24 protein-coding genes and 1 tRNA gene are annotated in these 25,365 nt (G+C 36.9%); 4 read left to right on the top strand and 21 right to left on the bottom strand.

Translation table 11 applies throughout. From position 1 onward, the window contains the following. Positions 1-9: 9 nt before the first annotated feature. The 3 genes from metG to BS85_RS0108875 are packed head-to-tail and all read right to left on the bottom strand — an operon-like array spanning position 10 to position 3,167. Complete coding sequence (gene metG, locus BS85_RS0108865) at positions 10-1,950, bottom strand: methionine--tRNA ligase (RefSeq protein ID WP_034551547.1); 1,941 nt, start codon at positions 1,948-1,950, stop codon at positions 10-12. Then, positions 1,928-2,290 carry a hypothetical protein gene (locus BS85_RS10940; RefSeq protein ID WP_034551549.1) on the bottom strand — a complete coding sequence of 121 codons (363 nt, stop codon included), beginning with the start codon at positions 2,288-2,290 and terminating at the stop codon, positions 1,928-1,930. The genes metG and BS85_RS10940 overlap by 23 nt, the downstream gene beginning before the upstream one ends. Next, on the bottom strand, positions 2,274-3,167 hold the full coding sequence (locus tag BS85_RS0108875) for a class 1 fructose-bisphosphatase (protein WP_034551551.1): 894 nt from the start codon (positions 3,165-3,167) through the stop codon (positions 2,274-2,276). The genes BS85_RS10940 and BS85_RS0108875 overlap by 17 nt, the downstream gene beginning before the upstream one ends. 136 nt (positions 3,168-3,303) lie before the next feature. On the opposite strand from BS85_RS0108875, the gene rpe reads away from it, so the two are divergent. Next, positions 3,304-3,939 carry a ribulose-phosphate 3-epimerase gene (gene rpe, locus BS85_RS0108880; RefSeq protein WP_026944474.1) on the top strand — a complete coding sequence of 212 codons (636 nt, stop codon included), beginning with the start codon at positions 3,304-3,306 and terminating at the stop codon, positions 3,937-3,939. Positions 3,940-3,989: 50 nt separating this feature from the next. On the opposite strand, the gene BS85_RS0108885 is transcribed toward rpe, so the two are convergent. The 8 genes from BS85_RS0108885 to BS85_RS10945 form a co-directional block, all read right to left on the bottom strand. Beyond that, on the bottom strand, positions 3,990-4,685 hold the full coding sequence (locus BS85_RS0108885) for an ABC transporter ATP-binding protein (protein ID WP_026944475.1): 696 nt from the start codon (positions 4,683-4,685) through the stop codon (positions 3,990-3,992). Continuing rightward, positions 4,672-5,448 (bottom strand): ABC transporter ATP-binding protein, encoded by a 777-nt coding sequence (locus tag BS85_RS0108890; protein WP_211246911.1) that lies wholly within the window; start codon positions 5,446-5,448, stop codon positions 4,672-4,674. The genes BS85_RS0108885 and BS85_RS0108890 overlap by 14 nt, the downstream gene beginning before the upstream one ends. Further along, positions 5,445-6,626: a branched-chain amino acid ABC transporter permease gene (locus BS85_RS0108895; RefSeq protein WP_026944477.1), complete on the bottom strand. Its 1,182-nt coding sequence runs from the start codon at positions 6,624-6,626 to the stop codon at positions 5,445-5,447. The genes BS85_RS0108890 and BS85_RS0108895 overlap by 4 nt, the downstream gene beginning before the upstream one ends. 10 nt (positions 6,627-6,636) lie before the next feature. Beyond that, positions 6,637-7,482 carry a branched-chain amino acid ABC transporter permease gene (locus tag BS85_RS0108900; RefSeq protein ID WP_420537183.1) on the bottom strand — a complete coding sequence of 282 codons (846 nt, stop codon included), beginning with the start codon at positions 7,480-7,482 and terminating at the stop codon, positions 6,637-6,639. Positions 7,483-7,572: 90 nt separating this feature from the next. Beyond that, positions 7,573-8,688 carry an ABC transporter substrate-binding protein gene (locus tag BS85_RS0108905; protein WP_026944479.1) on the bottom strand — a complete coding sequence of 372 codons (1,116 nt, stop codon included), beginning with the start codon at positions 8,686-8,688 and terminating at the stop codon, positions 7,573-7,575. Positions 8,689-8,867: 179 nt separating this feature from the next. Then, on the bottom strand, positions 8,868-9,410 hold the full coding sequence (locus BS85_RS0108910; protein WP_026944480.1) for a YceI family protein: 543 nt from the start codon (positions 9,408-9,410) through the stop codon (positions 8,868-8,870). 69 nt (positions 9,411-9,479) lie between these two features. After that, positions 9,480-9,638 carry a hypothetical protein gene (locus tag BS85_RS11625; RefSeq protein ID WP_156938119.1) on the bottom strand — a complete coding sequence of 53 codons (159 nt, stop codon included), beginning with the start codon at positions 9,636-9,638 and terminating at the stop codon, positions 9,480-9,482. Then, positions 9,635-10,162 (bottom strand): hypothetical protein, encoded by a 528-nt coding sequence (locus BS85_RS10945; protein WP_051604768.1) that lies wholly within the window; start codon positions 10,160-10,162, stop codon positions 9,635-9,637. Before BS85_RS10945 ends, BS85_RS11625 begins: the two co-directional genes overlap by 4 nt. A 653-nt stretch (positions 10,163-10,815) precedes the next feature. Between BS85_RS10945 and ffh the strand changes: the two genes are divergently transcribed. Together ffh and BS85_RS0108930 are read left to right on the top strand one after the other, a co-directional pair. After that, entirely contained in the window at positions 10,816-12,156 is a 1,341-nt protein-coding gene (gene ffh / locus BS85_RS0108925; protein WP_026944482.1) for a signal recognition particle protein, read from the top strand. A 1-nt stretch (position 12,157) separates the two neighbouring features. Continuing rightward, complete coding sequence (locus BS85_RS0108930) at positions 12,158-12,697, top strand: DUF805 domain-containing protein (protein WP_026944483.1); 540 nt, start codon at positions 12,158-12,160, stop codon at positions 12,695-12,697. A 102-nt stretch (positions 12,698-12,799) separates the two neighbouring features. Here the strand turns inward: BS85_RS0108930 and BS85_RS0108935 are convergent, their stop codons facing one another. Further along, complete coding sequence (locus BS85_RS0108935; protein ID WP_051604770.1) at positions 12,800-14,134, bottom strand: aminotransferase class V-fold PLP-dependent enzyme; 1,335 nt, start codon at positions 14,132-14,134, stop codon at positions 12,800-12,802. 111 nt (positions 14,135-14,245) lie between these two features. Here BS85_RS0108935 and BS85_RS0108945 point away from each other — a divergent pair, with 111 nt between their 5' ends. Next, positions 14,246-15,406 (top strand): cation:proton antiporter, encoded by a 1,161-nt coding sequence (locus BS85_RS0108945; protein ID WP_026944485.1) that lies wholly within the window; start codon positions 14,246-14,248, stop codon positions 15,404-15,406. A 9-nt stretch (positions 15,407-15,415) separates the two neighbouring features. Here the strand turns inward: BS85_RS0108945 and def are convergent, their stop codons facing one another. The 9 genes from def to BS85_RS0108990 form a co-directional block, all read right to left on the bottom strand. Continuing rightward, positions 15,416-15,922, bottom strand: coding sequence for a peptide deformylase (gene def / locus BS85_RS0108950; RefSeq protein WP_026944486.1), 507 nt, complete (start codon positions 15,920-15,922; stop codon positions 15,416-15,418). 3 nt (positions 15,923-15,925) lie between these two features. Then, the gene (locus tag BS85_RS0108955; RefSeq protein WP_026944487.1) at positions 15,926-17,038 is read right to left on the bottom strand and encodes a GGDEF domain-containing protein; all 1,113 of its coding nucleotides are present in this window, start codon (positions 17,036-17,038) and stop codon (positions 15,926-15,928) included. Between the two features lie 13 nt (positions 17,039-17,051). Further along, positions 17,052-17,642, bottom strand: a complete 591-nt coding sequence (clpP, locus tag BS85_RS0108960; protein WP_026944488.1) for an ATP-dependent Clp endopeptidase proteolytic subunit ClpP — start codon at positions 17,640-17,642, stop codon at positions 17,052-17,054. Then, a complete protein-coding gene (gene tig, locus BS85_RS0108965; RefSeq protein WP_026944489.1) occupies positions 17,642-18,943 on the bottom strand; it encodes a trigger factor in 1,302 nt (433 codons plus the stop codon). The genes clpP and tig overlap by 1 nt, the downstream gene beginning before the upstream one ends. Before the next feature lie 98 nt (positions 18,944-19,041). Beyond that, positions 19,042-22,755 carry a DNA translocase FtsK gene (locus tag BS85_RS10655; protein ID WP_425402395.1) on the bottom strand — a complete coding sequence of 1,238 codons (3,714 nt, stop codon included), beginning with the start codon at positions 22,753-22,755 and terminating at the stop codon, positions 19,042-19,044. Between the two features lie 55 nt (positions 22,756-22,810). After that, a tRNA-Sec gene (locus BS85_RS11630) sits at positions 22,811-22,909 on the bottom strand. Positions 22,910-23,010: 101 nt separating this feature from the next. Next, positions 23,011-23,790, bottom strand: a complete 780-nt coding sequence (locus tag BS85_RS0108980; protein ID WP_026944490.1) for a histidinol-phosphatase — start codon at positions 23,788-23,790, stop codon at positions 23,011-23,013. 35 nt (positions 23,791-23,825) lie between these two features. Beyond that, complete coding sequence (locus BS85_RS0108985; protein ID WP_026944491.1) at positions 23,826-24,305, bottom strand: hypothetical protein; 480 nt, start codon at positions 24,303-24,305, stop codon at positions 23,826-23,828. A gap of 104 nt (positions 24,306-24,409) precedes the next feature. After that, positions 24,410-25,365 (bottom strand): hypothetical protein (locus tag BS85_RS0108990; protein WP_026944492.1); only part of this gene is annotated, 956 nt, incomplete at its 5' end.

Genomic DNA, 25,365 nt, shown 5'->3' on the forward strand with positions numbered 1-25,365 from the left:
AGATTCTCCTTAGCTAATTGGACTTCCATTGTCTTTGAAGTCTTGCGGTGAAATGAGAGCTAATCCTTTGCTGTCTTTTGCCGCTAGAATCATACCTTCGCTTAATTCCCCCATAAGCTTGGCGGGTTTGAGGTTAGCAACGACACAAACCTGTTTGCCTATTAGGCTTTGTGGATTGTAATAGGCTTTGATTCCGGCTAAGATTTGTCGCGTTCTTTTCTCTCCTAAATCTACTTGGAGCTTTAAAAGCTTTTCACTTTTGGGTAACCATTCTGCATTCACAATCGTGCCGATTTTAATTTGTATCTTTTGAAAATCCTCTTTACTAATTGGGTTTGCGATTTCTATCTCTGCTTTGGATTCTTGAGTGTTGTTTTCAAGCAAAACATTTTCTACTTTTGGAAATAATGCCGAAATTGTTTCGCATTGTATTTGTGTGAGTAATTCACCCGCAAGGATAAATTTTTGATAGTTCTGTGATTCTGCTTTTAAGCCAAATACATTGAGGATAGATTCTGCACTTTTAGGCATACAAGGAGAGAGACAAAGGGCAGATTTAATAAGTAGATTTGCAATAAACACAAGCAACTCCGCAACTTCTTCATTTTTGCCCTCTTTAGCCAGTCTCCAAGGCTCTTTTTTGGCTATGATTCCATTTCCCAAACCAAAAAGCGTCCAAAGCTCCTCTAAATAACGATGGATTTGAACTGCGTCCATATAGCCCTCTAGGCTTTTTAAGACCTTATCTACTTGTGAAAGCTCTAAATGATAATGCTCCTTAAAGTGAGTTGAATCTACTTTTAAATGGTTGTTGAAATATTTGGCACTCATACCCAAAAAGCGATTCAACAAGTTACCTAAATCATTGCTTAAATCAGAGTTAATCCTTTCGATGAGGGCTTTTTGTGAAAAATCCCCGTCTTGTCCAAAAGGTACTTCACGCAAAACGAAATATCGGAAGCAATCCAATCCATAAGAATCCACGACTTCTTTTGGATTGACAACATTGCCAATACTCTTGCTCATTTTTTTACCCTCTTTTGTCCACCAGCCGTGTGCTGCAATATGGTGCGGCAAGGGTAAATCCAAACTCATCAAAAATGCAGGCCAATAAATTGCGTGGAATCGCAAAATATCTTTTCCTACGATGTGATAATCTGCCGCCCAAAAATCCATTTTATTTTCTAAAGTATTGCAGAATCCCAATGCGCTAAGATAATTTATCAAAGCATCTAGCCAAACATACATTACATGTTTTGCGTTGTTTGGGTCTTTGTCTATTAAGGCTTGAGGTAATTTAATCCCCCAATCAAAGGTGGTGCGCGTGATAGATAAATCCTCTAGTCCCATTTTGATAAAATTAATAACTTCGTTGCGGCGGAATGTTGGTAAGATAAAATCGGGGTGTTCCTCATAGAATCGCAATAGTCTTTCACTATAAGCACTAAGCCTGAAGAAATAGCTTTCCTCTTTTAGTAAAATAATCTCCTTGCCACAATCGGGGCAACATTTTTCGTTGATAAGTTGGAATTTTGTAAAGAAAGATTCGCAAGAAACACAATAATTTCCCTCATATTCACCTTTGTAAATATCGCCTTTTTCAAACATCTTTAAAAATGCAACTTGGGCAGTTTGAATATGGTAATCGTCTGTTGTGCGGATAAAATGATTGTAGCTGATTCCAAATTCGTCCCAAAGATTTTTGAATTTTTGTGCGATTTCATTGACATATTCTTGGGGATTCTTTCCATTTTTTTTAGCGGATTGTTCAATCTTTTGTCCGTGCTCGTCTGTGCCGGTTAGACAAAAGACATCTTTGCCTTTTAGTCTCGCAAATCGTGCAAGGGTATCCACGATAATGGTCGTATAGGCGTGTCCGATATGCGGAATATCATTTACATAATAAATGGGAGATGTGATATAAAATTTAGAATTCAAAACTGCCTCCATTGCCTTTGTTCATACTCAAATAAACCGCCTTCACATAGGCATTACGCTCTTCACATTCCAAGATTTCTGCACATTTTAGGCAACTTAAAATCCCTTTTTTGTTTTGACAAGCTTGAAGTTCGTTTTGCCTCTGTTTTAAGTTTTCTTGTGTTATCTGTTCAAACCTCTCTTTTTTGGCGCACCCTAGCACATTTTTGCAAAACATACAACTTGCAGTTTGGTTTTGGGTTTGACAATCTTTAATTTCTTTTAATGCAATGTCTATTTCTCCTACTTTAAGTGTTGGAATGCCTATTGGTTGTGGGCTATTTTGTAAATGATTTTCAAGATTTGCTGACAAATTCTATTTCCTCCGTGCTACCAAAAAAGCAAGGTGTAGTATCATGTAAATGTTGTGGTGTAAGCTCCAAAAGACGTTTAGCTTTCTCTTGTGGTTGTGCATTTTCGTTGATACAAATTGCCTTACCCCCTGCTTTTTCAAAAATGAAAGCAAAAGGGAATACCTCAAAAAGCATTCTAAGTTTGCCTTTGGGTGCATCACTCGTGCTAGGATAAGAGAAAATCCCTCCCCCTTTTGCTAAGATATGATGCAAATCTGGCACCATTCCGCCACTATATCTTAAGCGATACCCCTTGTTAAATAAGGATTCCACTTTTTCCTTGTGGGATTTGCTCCAATTCTTTTGTGTGCCACCTGTGGCATTTATTTTGCCTTTAGAGGAGAGCTTTAGGGTTTTTTGTGGTTGAAATTTCTCTCCATTATAGACAAAATACTCTACACCTTCTTTAAAGATAGAAGCAAATCCGATTCCAATTACCATACCATAGAGAATATATGCGCTTGCGATGAGGTTTTGCGGTAAAAATTCCCCTTGATAAATTCCAAAAATACTTCCCACACTAAGGTTTGCGCCCATTAAAGAAGAGCCGTCTAAAGGGTCATAGGCAATGCTATAAATACCCTTTTCGTGTAATTGAATTGCATTTTCTTGCTCTTCGCTACAAATTTGTTTGATAATTTGTAAGTCTTTAAAGCAGTTTTGCAAAATTTCATCTGCTTTAATATCGGCTTCTAGTTGCGTGTCCCCCGTGGTATTTGTGCTTTGTGCGTATTCCCCTAAGCTTTGTTTGAGAGTTTCATAAATGGGCAAACTAGCAGATTGGATTTGTGTTAAAATTAACTCTAAATCACTTATTGAATCTGCATTTGTATTCATTTGTTGCTCCCTTCTTGTCTCAAAAATAACAAAATTTTTGTATTATAGCTTAATTTTGTGGATTTCGTGGCTATTTTAGGGCAATATTTATAGTTTTTTGCTACAATTTTGGCTGATTTTGCTTCAAGGGGATTTGATGCTCGTTGCGCCAAGTATTCTTTCTGCAGATTTTGGAAAGTTGGAATCTGAAATAAAAGCCATTTGTGATGCGGGTTGTGATTTTGTGCATATTGATGTAATGGACGGACATTTTGTGCCAAACCTTACACTAGGACCTGTTGTAGTTCAATCTGTTGCAAAAGTTGCAAATAAACCACTAGATATTCACTTAATGGTGCAAAATAATAGTTTTTTTGTGGAGCTTTTTGCGCCCTTTAAGCCCGAATTTATTTCTTTTCATATTGAAGAAGAAAAACACGCCAATTCTTTAGCGCAAAAAATTCGTGGGCTTGGTATAAAACCCGCAATTGTGTTAAATCCTCATACAAGCTTGGATTCCATAGAATATTTGTTGGAATTTATAGATATGGTGTTGTTAATGAGCGTGAATCCGGGATTTGGTGGGCAGAAATTTATCCCTAATGTGTTGGACAAAATTAAAGCCTTAAAAGACAAGATAGAATTACGCAATCCAAATTGTCTCATTGAAGTAGATGGCGGTGTGTGTGATAAAAATATAGAATCTCTAAAAAACGCTGGTGCAGATATTGTTGTAGCGGGTAGTTATGTCTTTAGCGGAGATTATAAAGAGCGCATAGAGAGTTTGAGATAATTGCAAGATTTATTTCTTGTAAGGGATTAATGGGGTAGATAATGACATTTTTATCCCCCTAAATAAAGTTTTTTGATTTCTTTATCTTCTAAAAGATTTTGTGCGGAATCCTCCCTTACAATTTTGCCATTTTCTAGCACATACGCGCGATTAGCAACTTTAAGTGCAGCAAAGGCGTTTTGCTCTACTAGCAGAATCGTGATTCCATTTTCTCTTAAATTTAAAAGAATCTCAAAAAGCTCTCCCACAACTTTGGGTGCAAGTCCCAAGCTTGGTTCATCAAGCATTAAAAGCTTTGGTTCGCTCATTAAAGCCCTAGCAATAGCTAACATTTGTTGTTCGCCACCACTCATCGTTCCCGCCATTTGCTTCTCGCGTTCTTTTAATCGTGGAAAAAGTTTATACATTTTTTCGCGCATTACTTCAAAGTTCTCATCGTTGTGGTAAGCACCCATTCGGAGATTTTCATCTACACTAAGATTTGTAAAAATTTTTCTCCCTTCTGGCACAAGTGCGATTCCACGCTGAATAATCTTATGTGTAGGGATTGAGGAAATATTTGCCCCAAAGAATCGGACTTTACCCTTTGTTTTGACGCTATGCACGATGCCATTAAGAGTAGAGGTTTTGCCTGCGCCATTGCTTCCAATAAGAGTAATGATTTCGTGCTCTTCAATATGAAAATTAATACCTTTTAATCCGACAATTAAGCCATAATTCACTTGTAAATTTTCAATTTGTAACATAGAAATCCCCCAAATAAGCAGCAATGACTTCTTCGTCGTTGATAGCCTCCTTAGGTGTGCCACTAAAGAGTTTTTTGCCATAATCTAGCACCAAAACCTGTTCGCAAAGTTGATTAACAAAAGGCATATCGTGTTCAATAAGCAATACACTCAAATCAAAATCCTTTTGCATTTTTAGGATAAGCTCACATAATTCCTGCGTCTCCTTAGGATTCATACCGGCAGCAGGTTCATCTAGCAATAACAGCTTTGGGCTGGTTGCTAAGGCTCTTGCAATTTCTACTTTGCGACTATCGCCATAACTCAAAGCATTCGCATTGAGATTCCGCTTATCTGCTATTCCCATATAATCTAAAATCCATTCCGCGTATTCTTTGATTCGTTTTTCCTCTCTAAAATATCTTCCTACACGAAATGCCGCTTCAAAAAAGCCATATTTTGCATTATTATGCAAACCAATTAGCACATTATCTAGCACACTCATAGAAGTAAAAAGTCGGATATTTTGAAAAGTGCGCGCAATCCCTAGATTTACAATTGTATTTGGTTTGTATTTAGAGATATTTTTGCCTAGAAAATGCACTTTTCCACTACTAGGCTTGTAATTTGCGGTGATAATGTTAAACATTGTTGTTTTGCCTGCTCCATTTGGACCAATCAACCCAAAAATTTGCTTGGATTCCACTTGAAAGCTTACATTGTCAATCGCCTTTAAACCGCCAAAGGCAATGCTGACATTCTCAAGCTCTAAAATAGCCATCATTGCCTCCTTTTAAACCATCTCATCTTTGTAGGATTCAAGTCCCAAAGCTCGTTTTTGCCCATAATGCCTTCTCTTGCAAAAAGCATAATAGTAAGCAAAATAAGAGAGAAAAACACCATTCTAAGTCCGGGATATGAACCAAAATCGTTCCCAAAAAATACCAAAGGCTGGTCAAGGAATCTAAGCCACTCACCTCCGCCAATGACTAAAATTGCCCCTAGAATCGCACCTGTGGTGCTTCCCAATCCGCCAAGCACAATAATGATCAAGAGTTGAAATGTTAGCTCAAAGCCAAAGATTTTTGGATCAATTGTTGTGAGCCAAACCGCCATTAATCCACCCCCAATTCCCTCTAAAAATGCGCTTGTGCTAAAGGCGAATGTTTTGATTTTAAAAGTATTCACTCCCATTGCAATCGCCGCATCTTCATCATCACGCACCGCTTTCATTGCGCGTCCATATTTAGAATACACGATTTGTAAAATTAAAATCACAGAAGCAGTAGCAAAAATCCCGCTCCAAAAAAACACTGTGATGTTTGCGCCATTGCTAAAGGCGTGGCTGTAAAGAAAACCAAAAAAATCTTTAAAAGGTAAATCGCTTATGCTAAGATTTAAAAGCAATTTCTCAATTGCGCCAACGATAGAATCGTGATTGTTTGGAATCTCATTTAAACCAATCGCGCCGTTTGTCCATTCTGGATTATTGATAGCTAAGATTTTGATAATAAAGCCAAAACCAAGCGTAACAATGGCTAAATAATCCCCGCGCACACGAAATACAGGAAAAGAAAGCAGAATCGCAATAATAGCTGCTACGATTCCGCTACAAAACAAAGCGGGAAGTAACTCGCTATACATACTTAAGACAAAAGGGTGAGGGTCTGCTAGCTGAAACATACTCCATTTTAAGTCGGAATCCAAGAGCATTAATGCGGTGATATATGCTCCAATTGCAACAAATCCATTGGGTTCTAATGAAAGTTGTCCCGTAACGCCATTGATGAGATTATAGCTTACTGCTAGAATAACAAAAATCAAAATATTGTTAAAGATTCTAAGTGCGTAATCTCCAAGCAAACATTGTGCTGTAAAAATCACACAAATCGCAAAGAAATAAATGATAAAATGGAATCCTAAAGTCGCTGTTGTCGGATTATTTGCATAAAATTTTAACATCTCTTAATCCTTAAAAGCGACTTTTTTCTAAACGCCAATCGCCCATAATGCCAACAGGGCGAAACAATAAAACAAGGATTAAAAACAAAAAGGCAAAAGCATCTTTGTAGCCGCCAAGTTCCGGGAAAAGTGCTATTGCCATTACTTCAGTAAAACCTAAAATAAACCCTCCAAGCACTGCTCCTCCTACACTTCCGATTCCGCCTAATACTGCCGCTGCAAAGGCTTTTAACCCTATGAGAACGCCCATTAAAGGCTCAATGGTAGGATAAGAAATGGCATAAAAGATTCCACCGATTCCGGCTAAAGTGCTACCAATAGCGAAAACAAGCGCAATGATACGATTTACATTAATCCCCATTAGTCGCACCGTGTTAATATCAAACGCACTTGCGCGAATCGCCATTCCTTGTTTTGTGCGATAAAGGAATCGCAACAGCCAACCCAAGAGTAAAAGGGTAACAACGGGAATAACAAGCGTGATGAGTGTGAGACTTGCACCAAAAACATTTAAAGTCTGCGAAAAAAACTCTGGTGCGTTAAAGAATCTAGGTGTTGAACCAAAAAGGACATTAAAGAGATTTTCCAAAAAGAAACTCACTCCAATTGCGGTGATGAGCATAGAGATTCTAGGAGCATTTCTTAAAGGCGTATAGGCTATTTTATCAATCATAATGCCTAAGATTCCACATAAAGCAATCGCAAGAATGGCAGACGCATAAAAAGGCAACTCAAAAGAGCTAGTAGCAAAAAACACCAAAAATGCGCCCACCATCATAATGTCTGCGTGTGCGAAGTTAATGAGTCGCAAACAACCATAAACCATTGTATAGCCAATGGCGATGAGCGCATACATGCTACCCAAGCTCAAACCATTGATACATTGCTGAAAAAAAGTCAAAAAATCCAAGCTTAAACCTTAGGACACATAAAAGATAAATTGCATTTAAGGTTCAATTGTGGTTTTATAAACCAAATTGCCATTTTGCACTTGGTTAATCACAGCACTTCGTATGGATTCTCCATTTTGCAAAGAAAATTTACCGCTTACGCCATTAAAATCTTTAGCATTGCGGATTTTGTCATTAATGCACTCACGATTCTCTGCGCCGCATTCTTCAATCGCAGCAACTGCTAATCCATACGCATCTGCAAGCATAATACTAAAGGAGCTTACAGGTTCATTGTAAGCTTTTTTATAATCTTTGATAAACTGCTCCCCTTTGGGTGTTTGTTTGGAATTTGTGGAATAATAATCTGTTACCATATAGCCTTCACCTGCTTCTTTTGCCACATCAAAGAATATTTTGTTGGATACCAAGCCATCTCCACCGATTGTTGGCACATTTAGCCCAAGTTGTTTTGCTTGGACGGCAATTAGTGCGCCTTCATTATAGTAGATTGGCAAATACAAGACATCGGGATTTTTCGCTTTAATGCTTGAGATTTGTGCTTTAAAGTCTTTTGTTCCTGCCTGTGCATTGGCTTCAATAATGACTTCACCGCCGAGCATTTTGAATTGGTTTCTAAAGGCGCGGGTAAGTCCAATAGAGTAATCGCTACTATTATCAAACAAAATCGCTGCTTTTTTCGCTCCTAAATCTCTAAAGGCTAGGTTTGCTGCAATCAATCCTTGAAAACTATCTGCAAAAGAGACGCGCGAAACAAACTTTTTGCCTTTAGTTACGCGATCATTAGTTGCAACGGGGGCAATGAGTGGCGTTTTGCTATCGTCTGCAATTTTTGTCATTGCTAGAGCATTCGTAGAAATCATTGGTCCTATGACGACACTTACTTTATCGCTAGAAACTAATCTTTGCATAGCATTTGCAGATTCTATCTTATCGCTTTTGTTGTCAATAAAGACAATTTTAATTGTATCGCCATTTTTGGTTTTGCTTTGCGCTTTGTGTGCTAAATCAATCCCTCGTTTGCCTAATTCACCAAAACCGCCAACTGCCCCGCTTACAGGCAAAACTACACCGATTTTTACTTCCCCAGCAAAAAGACTGCTACTTAAGATTCCACACGCTAATGATAAAGCTAAAAATGCCTTGTTCATCAAAGTTCCTTAATGATTAAAATAGAATCTAATCTTGACAATTTTTTGCTTAAAAACGCATTACATTTGACTTTGGGAATATCATTGCCTTTAGATTAGCATTGTTTGGGCGGTTAATGAATGGTTTGTGGGTGTAGTTTGTGTGAGTTTAAGCCCCAAAGGGCTTGAAGTTGAGGAAGTTATTGTGCGTTAGCTTTAAGGCTTAAAGTAATTTTTACTTCATCGCCAACAGAATTGTCTTTAAAAATATTACCCCAAGTAATATCAAAATCACTTCTTAAAATTTTTGTAGTAGCATTAATATCTAAAGCTTTGCCATTTGGTTGGATTGTGGCATCAAGCACGATAGGTTTTGTTGTGGAACGAATCGTTAAATCCCCATAAATTTTGCCTGCTTCAAATTTTGTCATTTTAAAAGTCATATTGGGGTATTTTTTTGCATCAAACATATCCTCTGCTTGTAAATGCGCGTCTCTTTTAGCGTTTGCTGTATCTACTGAAGCAATATCTACAACGCCCTCTAGCACTTTTAGGGATTGAGAAGCAGAATCGTAATCAATCGTTGCGCTAAACTTATTGAATTTACCATCTACTTGTGTGAGTTTGAGATGAGAAACGGAAAAATCTACTTTAGAGTTTGCTGAATCTAGTGCATAAGGAGCTGCAAGTGCTGGGAAACTAAGAGCTGCTACCAAACCAGAAATGAAGAGAAACTTTTTCATCATAAAATCCTTTTATATTGTTGAAATTCACCTTGAAATAATAACCAAAAAAAGTAAATAAAAAATTAATCAATAGCAAATAGTTTGCGCAAATTCTCTTCGCAAAATCCTCATAAAAATTTCACATAAATTTGACATTTTCTCTATAAATACTGCACAAGCAATAGGCAGAATTTCAGCACAATCTGCATAGTCTTTAGCTTGCTCTATGAAGTCTTTGGGAGTCATTCTTGTGCTCCTTTGTTTTTTTCATCACTTTTTATAAATTTATCATTTTCTAAGTAAAAGATATTACCACCTGCTATACCAACCGAATGAGTATCTGTAAGCCTAAACCCTGCTCCCTCATCACCATAGAGTCCATAAGTGGTTATGGTATCATAGATGTAGGTATAGAATGTTATAGGTATTACTTTATTATTTTTATCAATATAATAGCTTGTTACAAATAAACCTTTATGAAGTATGTTATACGCTTCTTCCCCCATATATTCTTTGATTTTTTCCCTATAAGGACTTAAATCTGTTCTTTCATATTCTTGCTTTGAAAGCCCTTTAGCAAAATATTTGCAACCATTGGAAAGGATTTGGGGGTGGGTTTTATCAATAGCTTCCATTTGTTCCCAAAAAGTATCTCCTGTTGTTACCTTCTGCCTCATTTCCTCCCTTTCTTTTTCTCTTTGTTTTATCTCATCTCTTAGTTTTTTATCAAAAACATAGATTCCGCTATATTCCCTTGAAAGCTTAGACACCTCTTTATCTATTTTAGTCGTTAAACTTGTATTATGTAGGAAGGACAACCTACAATAGAGCTATAGAGTAAATCAGTTTCTAATATAAAAGGAATATTCTTATCTTGAATACTTTTACCTAGATTAGATTTTAATTGCACTACTCCTCCGTGCATACACTTTATCTCATTATCTTCTAGTATAGGGTGAAGCATTGCAATGCTTAAAGGTTTTAATTGTTCTTTGTGTTGTTTTTGCTCTCTTTGTATGATAGCTTTATCTTGTTTTTCTTGAGATTCTTTGTTTGTGAGTTCTAGTTTAATATTGAGACTAGAATCTAAGAGAGAATAATTTAAAAGAGTAAGAGTAGAAGCATTTAAAAAGATAAGGAGTGTGCCTAGATTATTTTCTTCATCTTTGGGGGAGAAGTGATAAGTTGGTGTATCTTGTTTAATAGTGTTGTCTTTGTCTAATTCTCCAAAGTAAAGAGGATTGTTTGGAATCTTGAGTGCTTACTAAGTCTTTAGGATTTATTTTATCTAGTTATCTATTTCTTGAGAATCTATCTTTGCGATTCCACAATGTGTTTGTGTCGCGTAAAAGGGCGCAATAAACTTTTAAGCAAATCTAAGATAGAATCGCAGATTTTATCTTTTTAATGCGAGGTTGCGAAGTTGTTTGGTGTTATTACAGAGGGTTTTCAAAGTGCCATTAGCAAAATCCGATTCCAAGACGATGAAAAGGCGTTAAAACGCGCTTTAGAGGAGTTAAAAAAATCACTTTTAAAATCCGATGTGCATTATAAGGTTTTAAAAGAATTGTTAAGCGATGTGGAGCTTAAAACGAAGCAAAGCGGAATCGGAAAGGAAAATTTTTTAAGCGCATTAAAAGAATCGCTCCATACGATTCTAACTGCGCCCGGAAATTATGGATTTATTTTTGCGCCCAAGCCCCCGACAATCGTTTTAATGGCGGGTTTGCAGGGAAGTGGTAAAACAACGACAACAGCAAAACTTGCTCATTATCTCAAAGGCAAACAAAAGAAAGTTTTGCTTGCGGCGTGCGATTTGCAAAGACTAGCTGCAGTGGAGCAGTTGCGACAATTAGCCTTGCAAGTGGAAGTAGATTTTTTTCACTTAGAAGGGAAAACTCCCGTAGAAATTGCGCTAGAAGCCAAAAATAAAGCAATACAAGGGCTTTATGATGTGTTGCTTGTGGATACTGCTGGACGATTAGCGATTGATGAAGCTTTAATGCAGGAATTGCAGGGCATTAAGAATGCGATTACTCCTAATGAAGTCTTTTATGTGGTGGATAGTTTAAGCGGACAAGATGGCGTCAAGAGTGCGGCAACATTCCACGAGCGTATGGATTTAAGTGGCGTGATTCTAAGCAAGTTTGATGGGGATAGCAAGGGCGGAATCGCGCTAAGTATCGCGCATCAGCTTGGGATTCCATTGCGCTTTATCGGTGTGGGGGAGAAAATAGCAGATTTAGAAGTTTTTATTCCTGAACGCATTGTTGGGCGGTTAATGGGCGCGGGAGATATTCACTCTTTAGCCGAAAAAACCGCTGCGGTCATTAGCGAAAAAGAAGCAAAAGATATTTCTAAAAAAATCAAAAAAGGCAAATTTAATTTTAACGACTTCATTGCGCAATTAGACAATATCAAAAAAATCGGTTCTATGCAGTCCATTCTCTCAATGTTGCCGGGCTTGGGGAATATGGCAAGTGCGCTTAAAGATGTGGATTTGGACAATTCTAAAGAGATGAAACAAATCCGCGCAATGGTTTTTTCAATGACGCCAAAGGAGCGTGAGAATCCGGATTTGCTCAATGGTAGCCGCAAGAAGCGCATTGCAATGGGCGCAGGGATTGATGTGAGTGATGTGAATCGCTTTTTGAAACAATTTGAAAATGCCGCAAAAATGGCAAAGAAATTCTCCAATAAAGGTGGAATGGGCGATCTTATGAGCTTGATGAAAGACGCAAGAATGGGACAGCTTAGGAGGTAATTTGGTTTCATTTACGCAAGCGGTTAAGAGCGGGATTTATAATGTTTTTAATATCAAGGGTAGGGCTTCTCGCTCCGAATTTTGGTGGTTTAGTTTATTTTTAGGAATTATTGGTTTTTGCTTAGGTTTTATCTTGGGGTTTATCTCTGGATTTTTTGGATTTTTTGGTATTGATACGCATAATGACATTATGCTTAGTGTATTATGTGTTGTGCTTTGGATTGCAGGTATTTCTATTACCATTAGACGCTTACACGATGTGAATAAATCTGCTTGGTGGGCAATTTTATACTTTATTTGCTATATACTCTTTGAAATTGTTGCATTTATTTGTGTTGATTTTGATAGTATTGACCCTAATAATCCTGATGCGCGGTTGTGGTTCTTGATTCTTTGTAAGTTTGCATTGATAATTTGGGTAATTGTGCTGTTGGTTTTCTGTGTCCTAAGAGGCACACAAGGCGATAATCGTTTCGGAGCTGACCCGCTTGATTTATCGGCGCAAGAGAGCGAAATAAACGAAGCGCACATTACAAAGTAGTTTGCCTATATTTGCAAATCCATACTCTTGCATACTTAAGAGATTCCATCTTGTCATTGCGAGATTCCGTGTTAGCAGAATCTTGGTAATCCATAGAATTGCTTAAAAGGTTCTACCCTTAAGAATTTCTTGCAATGCCACGATTAATTGATTGATTTCCTCTTTTGTGTGCGTGTAATGCACATTTAACCGCACCCAACCCGGTTTTTGAATAAAAAATGTTTCATCTTCTAAACCTAACAAATCGTGTCCATAAGGTCCAGCACAAGCGCAACCTGCACGAGTAAGAATCCCATATTCCTTGGATAATTTCAACGAAACCTCAAAAGATGAGATTCCACAAATATTGAAAGAAAAAATACCCAAAGCGTTATGTGATAAATTACCATAGGTTATTATCTTGGGTTCATTTTCTAAAAATTCTTGTAATGTGCGAATATGAGGAGACTTTACCGCATTAATCCATTCCTGTCCTATTTCCTCTCGTAGCATATAACCAAAACAACTACGCAAAAACTCTAAAATTCCGGGTGTTCCAGCTTCTTCACGCATTTCCTCCTGCGCATAATATTGCGCACTTTTGCGCGAAACATAACCCACAACACCTCCTCCACAAAAAGTTGGTGGCAAAGTTTTATCAATCAAAGCACGAGAGATAATTAGGATTCCACTCCCGCCTACACCACCTAAAAGTTTATGAGGGGAGAGAAAAGCCACATCATAAAAGCTTGGTGGAATATCTAAATAAGGCGAAGTGGTCGCACAATCAAAGCATACGATTCCACCAAAAGAGCGAATGAGATGAGAAATTTCTGCAAAAGGAGCTAAGATTCCGCTTACATTAGAACCCAAAGCAAAAGAACCGATGATTTTACGCCCGATATTTGCGCTTAAAACCTCCTTCAAAGCCTCCAAATCCACCAATCCTTGCGCATTTAATCCTATACGCACAACTTCGCACAAGCCTTCTCTAAAGCTCAACTCGTTGCTATGATGTTCATAAGGTCCGATAATAACAAGCGGGAGGGAAGATTTCTCTTGCAAAGTTTTCAAACCCAAAGCCTGTTTTGTTTTGGGTGGAATATAAATGCCCAATAGTTCTTGAAATTTTTTAATTGCTGCGCTTGAGCCAAAACCGCAAGAGATAAGTGCAAAACTAGAATCTAATCCAAAGATTTGCTTTAACCTCTCTCTTGCTCCCTCGTATAAGGAGCTAATCAACTGCGAATGGGAATTGCTCTGCGAATGCGTGTTGGCATAAAAAGGTAGAATCTCCTGCAATCGCGATTCCACAGACTTTGCAGCTAATCCGCTTGCAGTCCAATCAAAATGATGGAATCCTGTTTGCAAAATACATTCTTTGCGTAAAATATTGCGCTTAAGCTCCCAATCATTTGGCAACTCTCCTAAAAGTGGCGTTAAAAAATCTTGAATCATCGTTTAGGATTCCTAAAATAAATTGTTTTTGCGCTACATTTTACCACAGATTTAGGGCAAATTGCTCTAAAGTAAGCTATACTTTTAACTTTTAATTTTGGAGTTTTTAAAGTGGAAAACATCATCACCTTTGGCATTATTGCAATTTTGATTGTCATTGCACCCTTTCTTAGCTCACTTTTACGCTTACCTCTTGTGGTTACAGAGATTCTGCTTGGCGCATTGGCTTTTCACTTTGGATTATTTTCTCACTCCGAATCCTTAAGCTTTATTGCGCACATTGGATTTTTGTTTTTAATGTTTCTATGTGGCTTGGAAGTGGATTTAAAAACTTTTACAAGACTTGGATTGGATTTTTTGAAATCAGCCTTTCTCTATTTTTCTATTCTTTATGGTGTAGCTTGTATCTATGTATTCAACGCAGGTTTATCTAAATTCTATATTGCGGCTTTGCCTGTGATGAGTTTGGGTATGATTATGGCATTGCTAAAAGAATATCCTAAAAACACGCCTTGGCTACTACTTGCGCTTAATGTCGGAATCTTGGGTGAATTGATTAGTATTATTGTGCTTGTAATCTTGAATGGCGCATATTCTTATGGATTAAATTGGGAGTTATATAAAACGCTACTGGTTTTATTTATTTTTTTGAGTGCTATTGTTGGAATCTTCAAGATAGCAGACATTATGTTTTGGTGGTTTCCAACACTCAAATTTTTTCTCATTCCCAAAAATACGAGCAAAAATCAAGATATTCGCTTTAGCTCTATGCTGTTTTTGATTCTTATTGGTATCACACAAATTTTGGGATTAGAACGTGTGCTAGGAGCTTTTTTAGCCGGAATGATTCTAGCAACTTATTTTCATCACCATAAAGGGTTAGCGGAAAAACTCAATGATTTTGGATTTGGATTTTTCATTCCATTGTTTTTTATTTTCGTTGGTTCTACATTGGATTTGAACCTTATTCTGCAAAATCACCAATTACTTTCGCTTACATTTACGATTATTTTTGCAATGGTTATATTACGTCTGCTTGGAGCTTTTATCGCATATAGAAAATACTTTGGCAATATAAAACGCACTATTTTATTTGCCTTTAGCCATTCTATGCCTTTAACCTTTCTTGTTGCCACCGCCCAACTTGGCTTACAATTTAACGCTATTAATACGCACGAGTATTACGCCTTTATCCTCGCCGCGCTTTTAGAAGGGATATTCTTGACAATTTGCATTAAGCTACTAAACAATTATCAACCTGAATCTGCTTAATCTCTCTTTTTAAAATTTATGCTTTTGCTTCAAGCCTTTTTCGAATTTTTTACGCTTGATAATGGATAGTTTGTCAATAAACAAAACCCCATTTAAATGGTCAATTTCGTGCTGAAAGGCAACTGCTAAATAATCTTTGGCGACAATTTCTTGCTTTTTTCCGAAGCGGTTTTGGTAGGCAACCCTAATCGTGTTAGAGCGTTTAATGTCTTCATAAAACTCTGGAACACTTAAACAGCCCTCACTAAAAACAATTTCTCCATCTTTTTCTATAATTTCTGGATTGATAATCTCTAGCAAATCCTCTTTGTGTTGATTCCCCTCCTCGTCTGGAATGCAAATCAGTAATGCGCGGATAGGCTTAGCCACTTGAATCGCGGAAATACCTACGCCATTTTTAGCTAACATAATTTCATACATTTCATCTAAAAGAGCGTGAAGTTCCGCGTCAAAGGATTCTACCGGCTGCGAAATCTGACGCAAAATAGGATTAGGATAAGTAATAACCTCAAGCATGGATTACTTTTTCTCCTTTCCTTCTCCTGATACAACAAAGGAAACATTCCCATTAGATGCTTTTTTCAAAGCTTCAAGCGCATTCTTAAAGACTTCTTTATTTTTAGAATTTGCATCAATTTCAACGATTCCTGTACAAACGCTAAGAGAGACTTCCTCCTCACCTAAAAAGATATTGCTCATTGCAACCTTTTCAATCAAGCGATTAGCGAATCTTTTTGCAGAATCCCTATCGCTATGGCTAAGTAAAACTCCAAAAATCTCTGAACCACAATAAGCTAGAACATCACTTTTATTGACGACTTTTTGTAAAATTTTGGAAATTGCACGATTGGCAAGCATAATATTCTTTTCTGAATTGATTTGACGCGCAAGACTTTTAGTTATTTGAACTAAAATAAGAGAGGATTTATAATTATCTCTATGGATAGCTTCCAATTCGGATGAGATTCTAATATCCAAAAAATTACGATTATAAAACCCATACTTGCTATCGCAAATGATATTATTTCCTATGCTTTCAATTGCCTGAATGCTTCTATCGTAAGAAGTTTTGATATTCTGAAGTTGTGTTTTAGTGGTTTCGCTTAATTTGTTTAATTCTTTTTCAAAAACTGCAATAATATTTTGTAAGGTAATAGCATTATTAACTGCAGTGATTTCAAGTTCGTGCTTTTTAAGAATATTTTGTAGAATCTGGAGATTATTGTAGGTTGCACCCACTTGTTGCAGGGTATTGCTCATATGATTTTTAGCTTTTAATACCTTGTCTTCCAACAAAGCTTGTCTTTCTGTTGGAGTGAGGTCAGAATCAATCAGTCGCGTTGCATTGTCTTTAAATTCTTGGTTTTTATTCTCAAGTAATTTATCAAAATAAATTCTATAATTGTAAGGAGTAGGTAAGACTCCATCGGCATTCAACGCGTGAATAATTTGTGTGCCATAGTCTTCCAATGTGTTTGCTTCTGTAGCACTTGTATCCACCGAAGTTCCGGGTGTTGAACTAGAATCCAATCCAAACGAGGAAAAAGAAGATGAATTATTTGAGGAAGATTCTTCTATTCCATCTGTTTCAAAACTTTGTAATCCCTCAAACGAATCAAAATCGCTTTGCATTGCTAACCTCCTTTCACTTTAGGCTCTTGCTTAAGACATTATCAATCAGTCCATATTCTTGCGCTTCATAGGCACTTAAATAAAAGTCTCTATCAGTATCTTTGGCAATCTTTTCTAGTGGCTGATTTGTATTTGCTGCTAAAATCTCATTTAAACTAGCCTTTAAGCGCAAAATTTCTTTTGCTTGAATCTCAATCTCGGTAGCTTGTCCCTGCGCTCCCCCTAATGGCTGATGAATCATTATCCGAGAATTAGGTAAAGAATAACGCTTACCCTTTGCTCCACAACTCAATAAGAATGCTCCCATACTTGCTGCTTGTCCAATGCAAATTGTGCTAATATCAGGCTTAACATAATTCATTGTATCATAAATGCTTAATCCGCTCGTAACAACTCCGCCGGGTGAATTAATATATAAATAAATATCTTTTTCTGGATCTTCAGCTTCCAAAAATAAAAGTTGAGCCACGATAGAGGAAGCTACGCCATCATCAATTTGTCCGCTTAATAAAATAATTCTATCTTTCAAGAGCCTAGAGTAAATATCATACGCGCGTTCCCCGCGTCCTGATTTTTCTATAACCGTTGGAACATAATAGCTCATTACGCCCTCTTATCCAACAGCATAGTCAATACTCTATCCTCTAACATAGCCATTTTAACTGCTGGAATCAAGTTATTATTCTTATAGTATTCAAAGACAGCCTTAGGATCTTGGCGCATAGCCATTGCCTCATAATAAATTGTATTAACCACTTCGCTATCTGGAATCTCTACTTTGTTTTGTTTCGCTATGGCGTCAATAATAAAAGTTACACGCACACTTTTTTCTGCGTTTTCTCTTTGCTCTTCGCGTTTGGATTTAAGCTCTTCTGGTTCTTTGGCAAGTTTTTCTTGTTCCTCTTGAGACAAAGACATTAAACTATTTCTAAAGAGTAAATCCATTTCTTGATGGACAATAGACCGAGGTAAATCAAATGAAATATTCTTATTGAGATTTTCAATCAAGATTTCTTTTAGTTCGTTATTGTAAATCTCCTGCTTTTTCTCGCTTTGAAGTTGTGCTTTGATTTTTTCTTTTAATGTTTCTACATTCACATCTTTTTCATCTGGCAAAAGAGTTTTTGCAAAATTATCATCAATCTCAATTTTACCCTTTGTTTGAATCTCTAGCAACTTTACCTTAAATACTGCTGGTTTTCCCGCCAAATGCTTTGCCTGATAATTTTCTGGAAAAGTTACATTAATCTCTTTTTCTTCGCCTTTTTTCATACCAATGAGTTGTTCTTCAAAACCTTCAATAAAAGACTTACTGCCAATTTTCAACAAATAATTTTCCGCTTTCCCTCCCTCAAAAGCTTCACCCTCTATAAAACCTTCAAAATTGATTTTTGCATATTCCCCATCTTTTAGCTTTCGTCTGCCATCTTCAATGCCTACAAGCGGTGCTCTCGCACTTGCAATCTCTTCAAGACGCTTCGCAATATCCTCTTGTGTAACTTCTGGAATCTTAACCTCTGGAATGCAATCCTCAAGATTATCCAATGGGATTGTTGGGGTTAAACTCACCTCTATTTCAATTTCAATTCCCTCGTCCTTTTTGTCAAATTTTGTAATGCGTGGATCTCCAATTAACGCTTGAGGCTCAACCTTTAGTTCTTTTAAAATATCTTTTAAAATATCCTGTACACATTCCCTTTGCGCATCTTCCTCTAATTGTTTGCCATAACGTTGTTTTATCGCACTAGCAGGCACATGTCCCTTGCGAAATCCATCAATTTTTAAATTCTTACTCGCCGCCTTTGTTACCTTGTCTAATTTTTGGTTTAGTGTATCTGCGGGAATAACAGCTTGTGCAGTAGCGTTTGCACTATCAATATTTGTAACTTTTAGACTTGATTTCATTCTTTTTATGCTCCAACTTAAATATTGTGTAATTTTTTATTCTATCAAAACTTGTCTTAAACTACAACCTTAAAAGCAATAAACTCTCAATTAATTACTTAATTACCCAAAATCTCGCGCACACCTTTGGAATTAGGTTCACTTAAAAATCCTCTTACTTGCATTTGCTCTATAATGTTTGCCGCTTTATTGTATCCAATCCCTAGTCTGCGCTGAATATAACTAATGGAAGTTTTACCATCACTTAAAATAATGCGTTTGGCTTCCTCATAAAGTTCATCGGTTTCGCCCTCTACACGCAAACCCAACACTTCATCTTCGCTTGGCATAAAGTTTTCATCATATTGTGGCGGACGCTGCGCCTTAATGAATTCTACAATTTTTTCAATCTCTGTTTCTGTGCTCCAAGGAGCGTGTAAGCGCACAATTCCGCCACCGGGTGGCGTGAAAAGCATATCTCCTCTTCCAAGCAAAGATTCCGCTCCAAAACTATCCAAAATAACTTTAGAATCAATTTTCTGTCCTACTTTATAGCTAATGCGGGAGGGCAGATTGGCTTTGATAAGTCCTGTTACAACATCTACGCTTGGACGTTGCGTAGCAACAATAAGGTGGATTCCGCTTGCGCGAGCCATCTGCGCAAGACGCGAAATAGAAACTTCTGCTTCTTTGCCTCCACTCATCATTAAATCTGCTAATTCATCAATAATGACAACAATATAAGGAAAAGGCTCAAACCCCTCTATCTCTGCTTTTTGGTTATAACCCTCAATATTTTTAATCCTTGCCTCACTCATTAGCGCATATCTTCTTTCCATTTCTTTTACGGTGTTATCTAGTGCGATAATTGCCTTTTTTGGTTGTGTAATTACAGGTGTTAATAAATGTGGAATCTCATTGTAAATGCTAAACTCTAGCATTTTAGGATCAATCATTAATAATTTTAATTGATCCGGAGAGTTTTTGTAAAGCAAAGAAAGAATCATTGCGTTAATCCCCACACTTTTACCGCTACCCGTTGTTCCTGCAATCAGTAAATGTGGGAGTTTCTTGAGGTCTGTTACAAAAGGATTTCCTACAATATCTTTACCAAGTGCAAGGGTTAAAGGTGAAGCGGAATTTAAAAATAAAGAGTGCTCTAAAATTTCTCGTAAATAAATGGTTTCAATTTGATTATTTGGAATCTCAATCCCCACAACATCTTTGCCCGGCACGGGAGCTTGGATACGAATGGTTTTAGCTCGTAATGCCATAGCCAAATCATCTTGTAAAGTTAAAATGCGTGAAACTTTAACATTTGGGCTTGGACGAAATTCAAAAGTCGTAACAATGGGACCAGAATAAGTCCTCACTATATCACCCTCAATCTTAAACATTCGCAACTTGCCCAATAAATCGTTAATCTTTCGGTCAATCTCTCCCTCATCTATCTCTACACGTTCTTCTTGCGGTGCTTGTAAAAACTCCAATTTGGGCAAAATAAAATCTTGTGATTCCAAATTTTGTGAATCTTTATCAATCTCCAATGCATTCAAAAGGCTTTCATTCTCGGGGATAGACTTTACTAATGTGTTGCGCTCTTTGGAATCCAACGATAAAGCAATATTCTCTTGTGTTGCGTGAGGGATTTGCGATTCCATTGCTTTATCATTAGGGATAGAAAGCTGCTTGGTCTCTTCTTGCTTTAATTTAGCAGTATGGGATGCTTCCTTATTCTCTTGCTTGATAAAAGGCACACAGGATTCTACGGCAGTTTGCGGTAGAGAATCGCCTTCTTTGCTGGGCGATTGTGTGCTATGGGCGACTACACTCGCTTTAACTTCTTTAAATAAACTAATCGTTTCTGTGTTAGGAGATTGCGCATCTAGGGAATTTTTTGGAGGAATTGCCTTGCTTAGTGGCAAATCCATTTGCGCTTTATTGACTTCTTTTTTCAAATTGTCATCAAAACTATAACCATAGCTAGGAATTTTATTTGTTGCAAATGGTGGAGGCGTATAATTTAATGGAGTTTGTGTAGTTGGAATCTCTGTAACCACCTCATCAATTTTTTGTGGATTTTCTAATCTTACTACAGATTCTGTTTTCTCTGCTGTTTGCGTGGAATCCGATTCAGCCTCTTTAAAATTTTGCGCTTGTGGCTTTTCGTCCTCCACATTCTTTTGATTGCATTCTTCCCAACTCTCATTAGGAATTTGTTTTTGCACGGCTTGGGATTCCATAAATTCTTGAATAACTTGTTTGACAATCTGATTGATTGTTGCAGGTTCATTCACATTGGATTCCTCTTTGGGGTTGTTTTGGGCAATCTCTTGTGAAATTTGCTGAATTTCTTGGGCTTGAATTGGTCGTGTGCTTTTGATATTGCCATAATAAAAAATCGTGCTAGGCGCATTGTCTTTAGCGCAAGAGGAATCTTGAAGATTGTCTCTATTGATAGAATGTTCTTGCACTAGACAATCGTGAGTGCCAACAGGCTCTTTATCATAATATGCACTAAAAGGCGTGGCAGCATAGAGATTTTTGGGATAAGCTTTAATGGGTTTTGGCTTTGCAGACTCCACCAATGTGGAATCTTGAGAAATGGGGCTATCTTGTGTTGAGGATACATTTTGAGATTCTGCAATAGAATCCCGCAAAGTCATTTCAGGGCTTTGCGGATATGCAATGTGTGCGTTTTTGCACTCCTCTTTTTTGATAAGCTTAATGACTTCTTCTTTGGATTCTTGCTTTTGATAGAGAGGATTTTGTTCAAAATGTTTAAAGGTTTCCAAGTTTGCCATTGATTTCAACTGAAATTGTGTTGCGTCAAAATTTTCTCCCCCTTGCTTCGCTTCTTGTGGGCTTACAATGCGAATCTGTGGCACATTTTGTTCTATGGAAACATTTTCTAGCGGATTATCTTCTCTTGTTGGCAATTCAACATCTTGTCTTAATGCGTCTATTTCGGATTCAAAAGGTTGTTTATCATCGAACCTTTCTTCTTTTTCGTCCCTTAAATCCTCTGCTTCCTCCAACTCTTCCTCTTTATTGTTTTTGAAAGAAAATTGAGTGGGAGGAGGATTGTTTTTGCTTTGCTCAATCAATTCTTCTAGCGTCAAAGCGCGTGGTGCATTAGGAGTTTTTGCAAAAGAAAAGGTGGAAGCATTGGATTCTTGTGTTTCATTTTTACGCACATTCTGCGCTTCTTTCTTTTGCGGAGATTCTTTATTTGTTGTGTCTTGAGAAGATTTTTTTTGAACTTGGCTTGGTGGCGTGAAAAATGCTTTAATTTGCAAACCAAATCTTTTTAATTTTTCTTTGTCTTTGATTATTTTTTCTTTTGGAACTTGACTTTGTTTCCAATCCTCTTTTAAATCCTTCAAGAATATTTTAACTAATTCTTTAGGAGATTTTCCGCTATAAAGAATAATACTAAAAGCAAAGCTCAATAAAACCAAAATAAAAATACCCAAATGGGTAATAAGAGGCGAAAGCACACTATTAAATGCGATTCCTAAAATACCCGCTTGTTTAAAAAATAAACCTTGCAATACAAGAAGCGCAAAAACTCCTATCACAATACCAAGTGCTTTTTCTAAGAATCGGCTACTTTTGAAATCTAATGATAATTTTGTTTTGTAAATAAAAAATGCAGCAATAAAAAGCCAAATATATCCCAAATACCCAAAAAGCCACGATTGGACTTGGGCTAGAGGCTTCAAAAATGAAAAAATATCTACAAGACCTAGAATGGTTAGGATTCCAAAAGTTAGAAGTATAGAAACTATACGCACTTTCATAGAGGTTTTGTTTTTTGAAAATTGTGTCAATAGAGTTTTTAAAAAATTTGTTTTAATAATAATTCCTTAAAAATATCTTAAAAATTGGCGAGAGGGTGAGAGAATCGAACTCCCCAGCAAATAGACACCTATCCGCTCAAATGGGTTTGAAGCCCACGATGCCCACCAGTGACACATACCCTCCACAAGCTCCCCAATTAAAAAGTGGCTATAAAGCAAAAAGAGATGAGAATTTAGCGCAATTTTACTTAATTTTTATTGAGTTTGCTTAAATTTCTGATAAAACTAAAATTCCACCATCTCTCGCTCTCTACTCCGATAAACTGCGCACTTGGTATAGCCTATTTCTTTGGCAAGTGATTCCAACTCTACCCGCTTGAAATTGATTTGTTCCACTGCGTGTGCATCACTTCCAAAACAAATTGGAATCTCCAACGCATACGCCATTTGCAAAATCTCTCTGCTTGGATATTGTTCTTGAACTTGCTTACGAAATCCAGCAGCATTAAGCTCTATGCACATATTTGCTTTTTTTACCTCTTTGAGTGCGGATTCTATTTGTGAGCGTAAATCTTTTGTTGGGCGATAATTAAAGATTTTTAACAAATCCATATGGGCTAAAATATCAAATTTTCCACTTTTTGCCAACATTTCGGTGGCTTTGAAATATTGGCTCCAGCAATCATTAATATCGCGTTTAGAATATTCTCGAATAAACTCGGGGTTGTCAAAACCCCAATCGCCTAGAAAATGTACCGCCCCGATTCTATAATCTAAGGGCAGAGAAAATAATTTTTCATCAAGAAAAGAGGGCAAAAAATCAATCTCAAGCGCAGTTAGAATCTCAATTTGCTCACTATATTTTTCCCTAAGTCGTGCAATCTCATTAAGATAAAAGGGTAAATCTTTAAAATCCATACGATATTGCATATCAAAATCCATAGGATTATGACACGAAAATCCAAAGACATCAATCCCTTCTTTAATGGCTTGCAAGACATATTCTTCCATTGTGCCTGTTGCGTGATTGCAAAGGCTTGTGTGATTATGTAAATCCACTCTCATTCCATTTCCTTAAATTTGCGATTCTTTGTTTGGGGTTATCCCATTTTCTTTTCCATTTCTTTTGTAATATGCAAACTTAAAACATGTTTATCAAACACCGCAATATAAAACATTGCATCAAAGATTTTAATATCCAGCACAAAGCCCTCTACCTTAACTTCTCGCTTCTTTGTATCCTCTTGCAAAGTTTCTGCGCGGAATAAGACTTCATTACCTAGTTCAATGGGGGCTAAAAACTTCACTTCTGCACCAATGACGATTCCATTGGGATTATTAACCGCCAATAACGCACTATATGCGGCACTTGAGAATAAATTTCCGGAGTGGATTAATCCTTGTTTATCCACTACCATTTTGCTGCTTGTTTCTAAAAGAACGGCAGATTTACCATATTTTTGCTCTTTAATTGTGCCATTGTTTAAATCAATATTCAAACACGCCTTTTGCAAGACTGCATCAGCGTCTGGTTTGCTTAAAAAATCCTCTTCTTCAGGCTTGATAATGTCCTCGTCCATTGCACTCTCCTTAAAAATTCTCAAATTATAACATATCTAAGCGTAATCAAGACGATTCAGCCATAAAGGCTTTTCACTTCTTGATTGTGGAGCTCTTGGAGAGATTAAATATTTTTATAGATTGTATCCTTATTCTCCTTAGATTCCTTAAGCAGTGTTTGCATTATGGAATCACTTGTGGAATTTGTTTCTAACTTTTCTTTGTTTTCTAATACTTCTAGCACAGATTCAAAGGCGAGGTTGGAATATCTTAAGATTAGAGATTCTGCATTCAAAGACTTGTTTATAAGTGATGAATACTCCCATTGCCCTGTTTCTTGGTTCTTTTTCAAAAGAACATTATAGATTTGTGCGCCATTTTTCTCTTCATACGCTTGCACTTTTGCTATGGCTTCTATAATCTCTTCTCTCTGTTTTGGTGAAAGTTTATCAGCAATATGAGAGAAAAACACACTATAATCTTCCTCAGGCAAACTATGATTTAAAGCCATCTCCTTTGCCTCATTTTCTGTGTATGTTCTAGCAGATGGATTCTCTCTAAGTTCTCTTACTGAATATGCGTCCATAATATATAACAGCTTGGCATATCCTTCTGTCCCCCTATCGTCCATCAAATCTTTTTCTTCTTGTGTGTATTCTCGTGTTTCTCCCGGGACAAACTCAACTTTTTCAATCTGCTTTGCGAGTTGAATTAAGTCATAATTTTCTCTTGCAACCTCTGCCATTATTTTATCCATTTGTTGCTCTAAAAACCTCAAAGATTGTTCATATTCACTCTTTGTAGGTATCCCTACATTTGCAGATTTTGTTGCGATTTCTTGCTTCCAAGCATAAGTGCTTGGCTCTGATACTAAGAAAATCATTCTCTCATTATTTAGCACAGGATAATTGTAATATTCCCGCACTTGCTTCAAAAGTTCCTCATTAGAAATTTCTGCCTTTTGCTCTTTATTGTCTTTTATTGCCAAATTTGTATTGACATTTCTGTTTAACAAAGCATTAGAATTCCCATAATTAGCATAAGCATTTGTTTGATGATTAACACGCATTAATATCCCCA

Origin of the sequence: Helicobacter rodentium ATCC 700285, from assembly GCF_000687535.1 — a bacterium.
Classification (GTDB): Bacteria; Campylobacterota; Campylobacteria; order Campylobacterales; family Helicobacteraceae; genus Helicobacter_D; species Helicobacter_D rodentium.